Raw genomic sequence first — 13,926 nt, forward strand, 5'->3', positions numbered from 1 at the left:
CGGGGCTGATCAGAAGCTGAAGCGCAGCCCGCCGTTCAGATTGTAGCTGGCGTTGCTGCCGGCCCGCGCGCTGAAATTCAGCTCGAGGTTCGGCGCCAGCGCTTCCTTCAGGCCCAGCCCGGCAGTCACGCGGTCGCGCGCCAGACCCAGATTCTCGATCGTGAAGCGCGTCGTCTCCACCACGACATTGCCGGTAACCGGGGTCCGCTCGCGGCCCATTTCATGGTCATAGCCCAGCGTCGCATAGCCGACCAGACGCTGGGTCAGGTTGGTACCCAGGCTGGCGCTGACGCGGCCGACCCATGCCTGGCGCCGGATGTCGCCCAGCTGCATCAGGTCGAGCGTGCTGGTATTGGCGCCCGCTGCAGCGGTTTCGGTGAAACCGTGCAGCACCTGCCACATGCCCAGCACTTCGCCCGACATGTCGAACAGCAGCTTGCCGTCCTGGTGATAGGCAAGGCCCAGCCCATAGGCCGTGGTCTGACCCTTTACATCGCCGAACGCTGCGCCGCCGCTGTTCGTGGCGCGGGTACCGTGGCTGCTGTAATCGCCATAGGAGAAATGGCCGATGATGCGCAGGCGCTGGCGGCCGTCCACCGGCACCGACAGGCCGGCGATCACCGAGGATCCGATCGTCTTATCCTGCAGGTTGGCGCCGGTGACGTTGCCGTCGGCATGGCCATATTGCAGGCTCAATTCGCCCAGCCGGAACTGGTGGGCAAAGCCGATCGTCGCCATGGTGTTGCGGAAGCTGTTGGTAGCATAGCCCGCGCCCTTCTGCCCATCCATGCCGCTGCGGGCGATATTGCCGATCGCATAGGTGCGGCCCGGCTGCAGCTGGGCATAGCTCGACATGTCCGGCAGGCTGTCGAGCGCCGCCAGCTTCATCTGGTCGACAATGCCGGCATAGGCCTCGGGCGACCAGCGGGCGATGACCGCGTCGGTCGATCCGCTCTGCGCCATTGCGCCGGTGACATAGCTCATCAGGTTGCCGCCATAATATTGGCTGACCCCGCCCGACGAACCGACCATCAGCGCACCCAGGATCGAGCGCGCATTGGCCGTGTCGCCCACCGCCGCCGTGAAGCTGGCCGGCGTATTGCTGCCCAGACCGATCACCGACCCGGTCGCGATATTGTACAGCACCGCGTTGTTGAACCCGGTGGTGGAAACCGTCCCGAAGCTGCCGGAAACCTTGCCGGCACCGAACTTGAACAGCTGGATCTGCTGGCCAAGCTTGAGCTCGAAACCGTTGCCCTGGTTCGACTTGCTGATCGCCAGCGTCGCGCCCGGATTGATCGTCATCGTGCCCGAAATGACGACCTGGTCGTTACCGCCGACCACCCCGGCACCCGCGGTGCCGTCGATCTGCATCTGCGCGGTCGACGACGCGCCCAGCACCAGGTTGGTGACGGTAAGCAGGCCGGGCGAGTTGCCTGGCGCCAGCGTGCCGTTGGAACCGCTGCCGACCGTGACGGTACCATTGATGGCGCCGTTGCCCGTGAGCGAGCCGCCATTGTTGACGACAAGCCCCTGCGTCGTGAGCGTGCCCAGCTGCGCGCCGTTCGCACCGATGTCGATGCCGTTGCCCAGGTGCAGCACGCCGCCGGTGCTGACAGTGGCGCTGCTGGCGTTGGCGGACCCGGCCAGATTGAGCGTGCCCCCGGCAATGTTCAGCGCCGAAGTCGTGACCGAGCCGGTGCCCGCGACATTCACCGTCGAGCCCGGGTCGACGGCGAAGCTGCCGCTCGTGTTCACCGTGTTGCTGAGCTGAAGCGAACCCGAGCTGACCGCAATACCGCCCGAACCGGTGATGGTCCCCTGGAAGGTGCCGCCATTGGCGAGAGTGAGCGTGTTCGACCCGGTGTTGAGCGCGCCGTTGCCGGTCAGGCTGTGGATCGTCTGTGCGGCCTGCAACGTCAACGTGGCACCGGTAGCGACACTGACGTTCAGCGCCTTGTCAAGTTCGCCGGCGGTGGCGACGATCACCTGGCCGGCATTGATCGCCAGCGCCGACGGCGAGAAACTGTCAACGCCGCCGTTCAGCGTCAGCGTCGCCGCGCCATATTTCAGCACGGCGCCGGTGCCGGTAATCGAACCGGAGAAAGTGCCGTCAGCCGTCTGGTTGAGCACATAGGCGCTCGAATTGGCCAGGCGGATGGTACCGCCGCTACCCGACAGCGAGCCCGTGGACAGGCCGTTGCTGACGGTAAGCGTGCCGGCATTCTGCACATAGGCGCCAGCGATGTTGACCAGGCCCGAAGCGGTGATGGTCCCGCTGTTGGTAAGGGTGCCGCCGGTGATGTCGGCCGCCGTGAAGGTGCCGCTGTTGTTGAGCGCGCCGCTGACCTGAGTCAGCGCCGTGTTGGTGAAGGTGCCGCTATTGGCGAACGACCCCGCACCGAAGCCGGCGGTGGTCAGCGTGCCGCTGTTCGCTGCTGCACCAGAAACCAGCGTCACGGCGCTGTTGGCGAATGCGCCCGATATATCGTTGTTCAACGAACCGGCGCTGACCCCTGCTGCGGCGAGCCGGCCATTGTTGTAGACGGCACCCGCCGCGAGGATTGAGCCGGCCGCAGTCACGGTGGCGCCGGTGCCATTGGTCAGGCTGCCCACTGCATTTTGGCTGCCGTTGAGCGTCAGCTGGCCGGTGTTGCCGGCATCCCCGGTGACGGTAAGCGCCGGCCACACCGTCATCGTGCCGCCATTCGCCAGCGCGCCCAGCGTGTTGGTCGCGCCCGTAGTGAGGGTCAGCGTGCCGGTCGTCGCATTGGTGAGCGTGCCCGTGACGGTGAACGCTGCGCGCGCGGTCATGGTGCCGCTGTTGCCGGCATCGCCTTTGACCGCCAGCGCCGTGAAGGTGTCCAGCGTGCCCGCATTGCTCAGCCCGGCCAAGGTGGTCGTGCCGGTATTGCCTGCGCCCAGCGTGACGGTACCGCCGGCCTGGTTGGCCAGCGTGCCGCCCACCGCCAGAGTGCCGCCAGAACTGAGCGTACCGCTATTGGTAACGGAGCCGGCGATCTGCCCGGTCGAGCCCGATGCGAACGTGACGCTTCCGGCGTTGGTAACGGCGCCGGTCGTCGTGAGCGATGCCGTCACCAGCGTGCTCCCGCCGGTCTGATTGGCCAGCGTCGCCATCTTCAGCGCCGCGTCGATTTCTACTGTGCCGCTGTTGGTGACGCTGCGGATCGTGTCGTTCGTCGCGAACAGCACGCCGGCGCCTCTGGCCACGGTAACATCAAGGGTGTCGGCAAGCGTGCCGCCGCCGGTGGTGTCGATCAGGCCGGCGCTCACCAGCAGCGGACCGGTGAAGCTGCTGGCGCCGGTCAGGACCAGTCGGCCCGCGCCCTGCTTGGTCAGACCGCCAGCGCCGGTGATCGCGCCGTCAAAGGCGCTATCGCCCGACTGGTTGAGCAGCAGCGTGTTCGCAACCGATCCGTTGCCGCCGCCCAGGTTGACGACGCCATGCCCCCAGAGGCCGGCGGTGTTGATCGTGCGCGTCGCCGGCGCTTCGGGCGTGCCGTTCCCCAATATGTTGAGCGTGCCGTCGTTCACGACCGTGCTGGCAGCCAGGTTCGCCGACAGGTTGGTCACCGTCTGGGCGCCCACGTCCAGCGTGGTGATCGACTGATCGGTCAGCAGGTTGATCGTCGGCGTGACGCTGTTGCCGCTGGCCGACCCGTACAAGGCCATGTTGGTGCTCAGCGCATTGGCACTGGCAACGTTGAGCGTGCCGTCCCCGACCTGGATATAAGCAGCCGAAACGCTGCCGCTACCGCCCGCCAGCGTCAGCGCCGCAGCGCCCTGCTTGTAGATATTGGCGGCACTCGTGCTTCCGGTAAGCGGCGCGATCGTGCCGCTATAGGTGCCGTCGCTGGTCTGGTTGATCACCCAACGGCTGGCACCGAGCTGCACCGCGCCGCCTGCCCCCGAGAAGCTGCCGGTCGAAAGCGTCAGGCCGTCGTCGAGGCTGAGCGAGCCGGCATTCTGCACATAGGCGCCGGTAACGGTGAAGCCGTCATGGACATCGATCGTGCCAGAGTTGGTGAGGCTGCCGAACACGGGCACCGAACCCGGATTGAGCGTCAGCGTGCCGCTGTTGTTCGCATTGCCGAGGATGGCGAGCGTGCCGGTGGCGGTGAAGGTGCCGCCATTCACCAGACTGGCCAGCTGCGTGCTGCCGCCGCCGGTGAGCGTAGTGGTCGCCCCCGCCTCGTTCGTCATCTGCCCGCCGACCAGCAGCACGCCGCCGGAGGTCACCGAGCCGCTATTGTCGAATGTAGTGTCAAAGGTAGCGCCCGCCTGTGCGGCAACCGTCACAGCGCCCGCATTGCTGGAAGCGCCCGTTGCGTGGAGCAGGCCGTTGACCTGCACAGTGCCGCTGCTCTGGTTGGTCAGCGTGGTCAGCGTCAGCGCAGCGTTGATGGTCGACACGCCGGCATTGGTCAGCGAGCCCACCGTGTCGCTGGTGCCGGCGATGAAAGTGCCGCCCGTGCCGGTGGTGATGGCGAGCGTATCGGCCAGCGTACCCCCGCCAGTCGTGTCGATGCGCCCGGCATTGATTACCAGCGGGCCGGTGAAGCTGTTGGCACCGGTTAGCGTCAGCCAGCCACCGCCCTGCTTGGTCAGACCGCCGGCGCCGGAGATCACGCCTGCGAACACGGTGTTGTCGGTGCGCTGGTCGAGCACCAGCGTGTTGGCGATGGTACCGTCGGTGCCCCCCAGGTTGAGAATGGCGTGCGATCCGCCGGTCAGGCCGGAGGTGGAGATGGTCCGCGTCACCGGAGCTTCGGGCGTGCCGCCGCCCAGGATGTTCAGTGTACCGTCGGTATAGATATAGGCTGCGGTGGTGAGATCGCCCGACAGGTTGGTAACGGTAGCGCGATCCGTGGCAAGCAACGCAATCGACTGGTCGCCGAGCAGGTTCAGCGTCGGCGTGACGCTATTGCCGCTGCCCTGGACGACCATCGTCAAATTACCACTGAGCGCATTCGCGTCGGCGATGTTGAGCGTGCCGTCATTGACCCGGAACTGCGAGGCGGCGACGCTGCCGGCACCGCCGTTCAGCGTCAGCGCCGCGCTGCCGTTTTTGTAGATCGTTGCCGCGCTGGTGGTGCCAGTCTGGGCGGCGATGGTGCCGCTGAAGGTACCATCGCTGGTCTGGTCGATAGTCCAGACCGTGTTGCCCAGCGCCACCGTGCCCCCGCTGCCCGACAGACTGCCGGTGCCGAAACCAGTAGCGTCATCGACGCTCAGCGTGCCGGCATTCTGGACATAGGCGCCACCGACCGCGAGCGAATAATGGACGTTGACGGTCCCGCTGTTGGTCAGGCTGCCGAAATAGGGGCTGCTTCCGCTATTCGCGTTGAGCGTCAGCGTGCCGTTATTGCTGACATTGCCGTCGACAACGAAGCTGTTGTTAGACGCGAAGGTGCCGGCATTTGCCAGGCTGGCAAAATGCGTGCTGCCTCCGCTGGCAAGCGTGGTCGTCGCGCCCGCGCTGTTGGTCATCTGCCCGTCGACCTTCAGCGTGCCGGCGGAAGTGAGCGTACCGCTATTGCCCAGCGTGGCCGAGAACCAGGCGACGCCGGCGCCAGCGACGCCAAGCGTGCCGGCGTTGGTAGAAGCGCCCGTCGCATGGAGACCGCCGTTGACCGTTGCCGTGCCGCCGCTCTGGTTGGTCAGCGTCGTCACCGTCAGCGCGGCATTGATTGTGCTGGTGCCGCTGTTGGTGAGCGAGCGGATGGTGTCGTTGGTGCCCGCCGTCAGCGTCGCACCCGATTCCACCGTCACATCGAGCGTATCGGCCAGCGTACCGCCGCCGGTGGTGTCGATGCCACCCGCCTTGATGTCCAGGCCGCCGGTAAAGCTGCTGGCGCCGGTCAGCGTCAGCGTGCCCGCGCCCTGCTTGGTCAGCGAGCCTGCGCCGGTGAAGACACCGGCATAGCTGCTATTGCCGGACTGGCTGAGAACAAGCGTGTTGGTGGTGGTGCCATTGATGCCGCCCAGATTGACGACACCGTTCGCACCGCCACTCAAACCCGTGGTAGAGAGGGTCCGCGTAGCGGCAACTTCAACCGCCGGCGTGCCGGACAGCGTGCCCAGAATGTTGAGCGTGCCGTCATTGCTCACACTGCCCGAAGCGGTGAGATCGGCGAACTGGTTCCAGATGCCGGCATTGCTGGCGCTGGCGACACTGGCATCGGCCAACTGGATCAGCGTGCCGCCACTCTGGTTCGTTACTGCGCCGCTCACGCTGGTGGTGCCGAACAGGCTGAGCGTACCCGAATTGGTGATCGACGCGGCGTTCAGCCCGTGATTGCCGAACGTGGCGATGCCGGCATTGGTGATCGCACCCGCAGTGACGCTGCCCTGCGCGATGAAATTGCCGTGGGTGCCGACACCTACGGTGGTCAGAAGTTCAGACCCGCCAAGCAGGAGGGTGCCCCCGTTGACCTGCACCGAACCGCCGTTCACCGCATCCATCAGCCGCCCGCTGGTCGTGCCGTTGGTGGTGGAGACAATGCCCGTATTGACGGTGATGCCCGACAGGCTGTTCTGGCCAGCAAGGAGCAACGAGCCGACATAACCCGTGTCGCCCACCGTCAAGGTGCCGTTGCTGATCGCACCTTTCATCGTCGCATCGAAGCTGGTCACGCCGTCGGCGGTGCTGCCGGCATTGTGATAAACCGCGATTTGCCCGTTATTCGTGGCGAGATTGATGGCGTTGACGAAAGTGACATTGCCGGTCGCATCGACCGCGTCGGAACCGAACACCAGCGTCGAGCCGGCATTGACGAATCCGCCGCTGCCCCAGTTGAGGGTTGGGCCGTTGCCGCCGTTGATCGAACCCAGATTGACCGTCAGGCCGCCGTTGAGTGCCGCAAAGCCCCCGCTGCCGTTCCACGAGATGCTGTTCGGCTGGCTGCCGACCGATCGGGCGAAGGTGCCGCCCGTCAGGATCACACCGGCGGTGCTGAACGACAGGCTCTGGCCGATCGATCCCGACCCGTCGAGCAGGACATGGCTGAACGGATTGATGCCGACGCCGTCCTGCGTCTCCAGCGTGGCACCCGAGATCTCGGTGGTGCCCGAATAAGTGTTGGTCCCGAAGAACTGGACGGTGCCGCCGCCGCCGATATGGATCGACGCGCCATTGCCCGCCGCGATTGACGCAGTGCCGATGCTCGAAGAGCTGTCGTCGGCGATCGAATCGTAGAAAGTGATGGTGTGGCCCTGGCCAGGGTTCAGCGTGACGGTGGACCCCGTCATCATGAACAGGTCGCCGCCGGCCGCCTGACCTGCCGCGCCGCCATTGGTACTCGAGCCCGCGATCGCGGCGTTGTTCTGGAAGATCGCGTTGCCGTTGATCGTCAGCGCGCCGCCGTTGCGCACGAAGATCGCGCCGCCATAGCCGGAGCCACCCCCGCCGCCGGTGGTGCCGCTGGAGCCGGCGCCGCCGCCGAAGCCGGCCGTGCCACCCGCGCCGTTCGCGCCGTCGACGCTCTGGCCGCCGGCGCCGCCCTTGCCGCCCAGGCCGCCGGAGCCACCGCCTGCGCCGAAGCCACCCGCGCCACCATTGCCGCCGGTGCCGCCGGTGCCGCCGTCTGTCTGCGACAACGCGCCGCCGCCGCCCTTGCCGCCGGCACCGCCCGCGCCGCCGCCATAATAGTCGGAGCCGTCACCGCCCGTGCCACCCGCGCCGCCCGCGCCGCCATGCGCCACCGTTCCCTGCGCCAGGGCGACGTTCCAGGCCACCAGCGCGGCCGTGTCATCCGCCAGCGTGACGCCGTCGACGGCTGCACGCGCGATCTTGATGGCCGATTCCGCAAAGTTGGGGGTGAACTGGGCGAGGGCTGCCGAGGCCTCGGAAATGTCGAAGCCCAGGGCGAAGCCGTCGTTGATAACCGCGAGAGTAGCCTGAGCGTTGAACGCCACGCCATTGCTGCCGCTGCCGCCGACGCCGCCATTGCCGCCGGTGCCATTGGTACCGCCGCTGCCGTTATGGCCGTTGTTGCCGGGCGAGCCTTCGCCATTGGTGAAGATGCCGTTGAAGCTGCTGCCCGCCGCTCCGCTCGATCCCGACGCCCCCGGTGCGCCGGAGGTGGCAAGGCCGTTCATCGACCCGCCCTTGTTCAGATTGGCCAGCGTGGCGTTCACGACATAGGTGACCGTGTTGTTCGCGTTGTTGACGCCGGTGATGATGGCATTGTCGGGCACGCCCTGACCCACCAGCAGGCTGCCGACAGTAAGGCCCTGCGTACTGCCTAGATAGACGATATGGGCGCCGCTATCGACCTGCAGCACCGGATTGATCGTGACGATCTCCTTGCTGTTATTGATCGCGGCCACGCCGTTGGAGGCAATCGCGTTGCTCAGCGTGATCTGGCTGGTGGTGCGATCGATGCTGAGAATGGTGGTACCGTTGGGAATACCGGTACCGGTGATCGCCTGACCCTGGGCAAGACCGGTCAGCGAATTGACCTTCAGCACCGCATTGCCGCTGTTCGAGATCAGCGGGCTGAACGACGCCTTGATGGAATAAACCTTGGTAACGTCGACCGCGTTGGACAGCGTGATGGCGCCCGTCGAGGGATCGATGCTCGTTACCGTCGTGCCGGCAGGGACACCATTGCCCGTCACCGTCATGCCGACCTGGAAGCCCGACATCGGCGCGACGGGCGTGATCACGGTGCTATTGCCCGACGTGGTGGCTTGAAAGCGAGAGACATCGACCTCGGGCACGTTCACCGCATAGACGGCGCCGGTGAAGTTCCGGTCGATCTGATAGCCGGAAACCTTTGGGTTCGACTGGTCCGACGTATCATAGGTGACGGAGGTTATCGTCGCGGTCGTGCCATCGGAAAGATAGACGACCTGCCCTTTCTGAAGCAGCGAGGGATCGGCCCCCGAGGACAGCGTGACCTTGTTGCTGCCATCAGTGATCTGCCCCGCCAGGACGTTCGAGGCGCTGAGCGTGACCGGCTGGCTGAAGGCAACCTTGTTCAGGCTGTTTCCGTTCGCATCCTGACCGACATTGGTGATCGAGGCGATCGTGCCGTCGATCGGACCAGTTACGGTCTGGCTGCCGTTCAGGCCCGCCACCGACACATTGGCGCCGGTGGTGATCAGCGAATTGTCGCCCGTCTGGGTTACGCTGAGCAGGCTGAAGGTGACGACACCACCGACATTGGTCATCCGCAGGTCTGATGCGCCCAGCGTCGGGCGAAAGATCTGCGCTGCCGATCCGTCGGCGGTGGTGCCGGTAACCGTGAAGGAGATCGGTGCGACCGAGGAGGTCGCGATGCCGCCGCCGGAACCGCCCTTCACGGTGTTGTTGGCGAAGCTGACATTGGTGAGCGTGAGGTTGCCGCCATTGTCGACGAAGAACACGCCGCCCAGGCCGGCACCGCCGCCCGACCCCGCGCCGCCTTGGGTCGCGAAGTTGGTATAGACGGTCTGGCTGTTCGCATTGCCGAGGTTGGCCGTGCTGCCGACGACATTGCTGTTCGCCGACGCCAGGCCCGCATCGCCGGAGACCACGATGCCGGTACCGCCGTTGCCGTTGATCACCGTCGGCTGCGGCGTGCCGTTTTGTGCGAGTGCAGGCGCAGCCCACAAGGTGAGCGTGCTGACTGCCAAAGCCGAAGTCGAAACCAGCAAACCCCGTCGACGCATTATCTGCACCCCTTCGATATTTCCAACATGACCCGCCAGCTCGCCCCTCGAGCCTGCGGCAACGATCTGATCAGCGGGAAACAACCCGGGCCGGGCACGCACGCGCGGCCAAGCGGCGACCGTCGGGACTCGTCCGTCCCGATCGGCGACCGCGTCGCGCGCTGCTGTGATCTGCCTGGTGCCTGTTCCCCCGCTTCCCGACATGCGTGCCAAAAAGGCACCCGCGCGCCGCCTCCCCCGGCGTCGCGCGTTTCGTTCCGGGACTGATGCAGGGGATCCAGCGCCCTGCGCCATATGCGCAGGGGCGGATCGGTCGATTTGAACGAATTTGAGAAGATTTGAGAAGATTCTGCGGACCGCCGCCTAGAGGCCCAGCGCGTCCAGCGTCGTCACGGTCGCGGACGCCGCATATTCCCCGACCATCGGCAGCGCGGCGTGCTCACCGAGCGGGCGCGAGATTCGAATGGTTTGCCAGCCACGGCGGCGCGGGGTGATGAAATCCTTCCGCGGATTATCGGCGATATAGACCATCCGCTCGGGCGCGACGCCGAGCGCCCGTTCCATCGTCTCGAACGGTCGGTCGTGCGGCTTGCGGAACGCGGTACCGAAACTGTCCGACATTACGATGGCGCCAATGCGCCGGTCCAGCCCGAGCGCGCGGATCTTGGCCGACTGGCTGGCGACCGGGCCGTCGGTTATCATGCCGATCGGCCGCTCCACGGGAAGCCGGTCCAGAAATCGTGCCGCGTCGGGGCACAGGGCGATGTCGGGCACATGCACGCGATAGATCTCGACGAGTTCGGCGATCGGAACCGCCGGGGAACTGCCCAGCACCGCATCGAATATCGTGTTGCGCAGCCCGACCTCGAACAAGGCCCAGGCCTGCGCGGCGAAATCCTCCATCACCCCGCTTCGGGCAAGATGCTCGCCCACTGCCGCGAAGCCGGAGCGGACATAGTCCCGCTCCAGATAAAGCGTGTCGTCGAGGTCCAGAACCACTGCCTGCGGAAGGGTCACGGTCACTGGAAGACTTCGCTGTCGTATCGCAGTGCCGTGACACCCGATCGCCACGCATCCGCGGCGGTGCGCTCGAGCCCCAGCACTTCCTCCAGCAGCCATTGTGCGAAGCGCCCCCCGGCATGATGCGCCAAAGGATAGCCGCCGCCGAACCGTGCGTTGATTTCGAATACGACCGGCCCCCGCGCCGTCCAAATCGCCTGAAAGCAGAATACCCCGCGAACGCCCTTGGCGCTGTCCCCGATCTGCCGGGCGATTTCGGTGAGGGCCGCGTGGCGTTCGGTGCACCCCTTGGACATTTCGCCCCCACGCACCTCCATCCGCAGATGCGGAATTGCCGCGCGGAAATTGCCCTCCGCGTCGTAGAACACGTTTACCGTGTATTCGGGGCCTTGGAGATACTCCTGAGCGATCGAATCCGCAGGAAGCTCGAACCCCGCGAGATCGGCCTCGGTCCCGAGGATACGCAGCCCGATTGAGGAACTGCCGCCGCGCGGCTTGACGATCATCGGTAGGTCCATGCCTGCGGGCGACTGTGGCGGCGCAATGGTTCGGGGCGTGGCGACGCCGGCCGCGAGCAGCCGCTCCGCCGTCTGCTGTTTGTCGCGCGCCATGCCGACAAAGTCCGCGCTTGCGATCTGGACACGCGCGCCGGCGGCCGTGAACGCATCCGCAGCCAATGCCAGAGGCAGCAATTCGGTATCGATCGTCGGCACGACCAATTGCACGCTTTCGCGCGCGCACAGATCGAGGAGGGCTGGGACATAATCGGGGTCCGTTGCCCTCGGCACTGCATAGGCGACATCCGCCAGTGCACATGCGGCACTCAGCGCCGGCTTCTGATCCGCCGCAACGATCCGCGCCTTGCGCCCCAGTGCCTGCGCGGCGTCGCGAAATGCATTGCTGAGCCCTACCCGACGGCCCGCGGAGCAGAGTAGAATCGATATCGTCATCGGCAGGCCATCCTGTCTGTCTGATCTGATGGATTGAGGTCGCTAAAGCATCGGGCAAGCGCTTCGCCGCAGGCCAGCGGCCACGAGCGCCTGGGCTTCCTCCGCACGTCCGGCACGCCGCAGCCCGTCCGCATATGCCGCTCGCGCCTTTTCCGAATCCGGCGCCAGTGACAAGGCAGTGGCCAGGCGCGGCAAGGCGCCATGCACGTCACCGGCATCGAGCAGCACTTCGCCGTACCAGAGCTGGGCCAGGAAATTCTCCGGTGCGAGACGCACCGCTGCATCGAATTCCGTGCGGGCCGTGACAAGGTCGTGCCGTGTCCAATAGGCGAGGAAGCCGGCAATGCGGTGCGCGTCGGCATCGCCTGGCACAAGTCCCAGCGCCCGGGCATCGGCAGCACCGGCGCGCGCCATCGCGATCGCGGGAGCGCTAGTGCCTAGCATGCAGCGGGTCAGATACGCGTCGGCCAGACCGACAAGCGCTTTGCCGGCGTTCGGATACCGGCGCAGAATCTCTTGATAGCGCGTGATCGCACCCTCCACACTGGTCGGGCGCTGGATGGCCCACAGCGCACGCGCGGCGAGATATTGCTCCTGCCAGCGCAGATCGGCGCCGGCCACGCCTCCCGCAAGGCCAGACGCCAGCGCTCCGCGAACCGCAAGCCACGTGCCCAGACCGCCGAGAAGCAAAAGGATCGCGGCCAGTGCGCCCCACGCCTGCCGCCGTGCAGCACGTGGCGGCGAGGGCGCGGGCTGCGGGATACTAGCTGCGACCGCCGTTTCAGCCGGCGGATTTGCTTCCCGCCGGCGGAGTTGCCAGCCGTCCAGCTCCTCCGGAAGGGCATAGACTGTCGAGCCTTTCGCCGCCTGGACGACGGGCAGCCCCTGATCCTTGGCCCAGCGGATCGCGGTGCTGGGCGCCACCCCCAGATAACCGCCGATCGATTTCCATCCGCGGATCGTTCGCCGGTCTGTCATGGCCGGAAGTCCTTCGGCATGGTTCAGGCGATGGCTGCATCCGCGGGTGCAAGGCTAGCTTCCGCGAGCACCGATTCTACGGCTTCACCCATTGTCCGAAGTTGCGTCGGCGTAATCCCCGGGTGGACAAGCAGCATGAGGCTGGTCTCGCCCAGCACCCGTGCCACCGGCAGCCGCGTCTCGGGCCGCCAGCCGGTGCCTTCGAAAGCGCGCTCCAGATAGACTTCCGAGCAACCGCCCTGATAGCAGGGCACGCCGCGCACCGTAATCGCCTCGACGATCCGGTCGCGGCTCCAGCCTTCGCGCAGCCGCTCGGGCCGCACAAAGGCGTAGAGTTTGTAGTAGGCGTGGACGCCGTCGCCCGCGTGCAGCGAGGGCAGGCGCAGGCAGCCTTCATGGCCGGTGTGCGGTGCCAGTGCAGCCGCGAGTGCCGCCGCATTGGCGCGGCGTGCCGCTGTCCACTCGCCCATCCGCGCAAGCTGGATACGACCGATCGCGCCCTGAATCTCGGTCATTCGCCAGTTGGTGCCGAAGCCTTCGTGCACCCAGCGGAACCCCGCCGGGTGGCGACGCTCGTACACGGCATCCCACGCCTTGCCATGGTCCTTGAACGACCACATGCGCGACCACAATGCCGGGTCGCTGGTCGTCACCATGCCACCTTCGCCGCCGGTCGTCATGATCTTGTCCTGGCAGAAGGACCAGGCGCCGACATGGCCGATCGATCCCACGCTCCGCCCCTTGTAGCGGGCGCCATGCGCCTGAGCGCAATCCTCGATCACGGCAAAGCCATGGGTTCCGGCGAGCGCCATGATCGGGTCCATGTCTGCAGGCCAGCCAGCCATATGCACGACGATCACCGCGCGCGTGGCCGGCGTCACCTTTTCGGCGATCGTCTCCGCACTGAGATTGCCACTATCGGGGTCGACATCGGCAAACACCGGAATGGCCCCGGCATTTACCACGCAGGATACCGACGCAATAAAGGTACGGGGCGTGACGATAACCTCATCCCCCGCGCCAATGCCGAGCCCGTGGAGTGCGAGGTCCAGCGCCACCGTGCCGTTGGCAAGCGCGATCGCATGCGACGTGCCGCACCAGTGCGCGAATTCACGCTCGAACTGGCGGCACTGGTCACCTGTCCAGTAATTGACGCGGTTCGAGCGCAGCACCCCCGCGACCGCCTCGATCTCCTCGGGCGTGTAGGCGGGCCAAGGCGGCAAACTGGTATCGAGCATAGCAATCCCTATTTGGATCAAGAACGTATCGATGGATGCGCAAAGAGACTTTGGTACGGGGG

5 protein-coding genes are annotated in these 13,926 nt (G+C 66.1%); all 5 read right to left on the reverse strand.

The window, feature by feature from the left end:
- Positions 1-9: 9 nt before the first annotated feature.
- Positions 10-9,678, reverse strand: a complete 9,669-nt coding sequence (locus tag ACT53K_RS13440) for an autotransporter-associated beta strand repeat-containing protein (RefSeq protein WP_476229181.1) — start codon at positions 9,676-9,678, stop codon at positions 10-12.
- Positions 9,679-10,041: 363 nt separating this feature from the next.
- Positions 10,042-10,701 (reverse strand): HAD family hydrolase, encoded by a 660-nt coding sequence (locus tag ACT53K_RS13445; protein ID WP_476229182.1) that lies wholly within the window; start codon positions 10,699-10,701, stop codon positions 10,042-10,044.
- Positions 10,698-11,648, reverse strand: a complete 951-nt coding sequence (locus tag ACT53K_RS13450) for an ATP-grasp domain-containing protein (RefSeq protein ID WP_476229183.1) — start codon at positions 11,646-11,648, stop codon at positions 10,698-10,700. The genes ACT53K_RS13445 and ACT53K_RS13450 overlap by 4 nt, the downstream gene beginning before the upstream one ends.
- A gap of 42 nt (positions 11,649-11,690) precedes the next feature.
- Entirely contained in the window at positions 11,691-12,626 is a 936-nt protein-coding gene (locus tag ACT53K_RS13455) for a tetratricopeptide repeat protein (protein ID WP_476229184.1), read from the reverse strand.
- Between the two features lie 23 nt (positions 12,627-12,649).
- Positions 12,650-13,864 (reverse strand): DegT/DnrJ/EryC1/StrS family aminotransferase, encoded by a 1,215-nt coding sequence (locus ACT53K_RS13460; RefSeq protein ID WP_476229186.1) that lies wholly within the window; start codon positions 13,862-13,864, stop codon positions 12,650-12,652.
- Between the last annotated feature and the right edge of the window lie 62 nt (positions 13,865-13,926).

The organism is Sphingomonas sp. DMC8, from assembly GCF_056314185.1.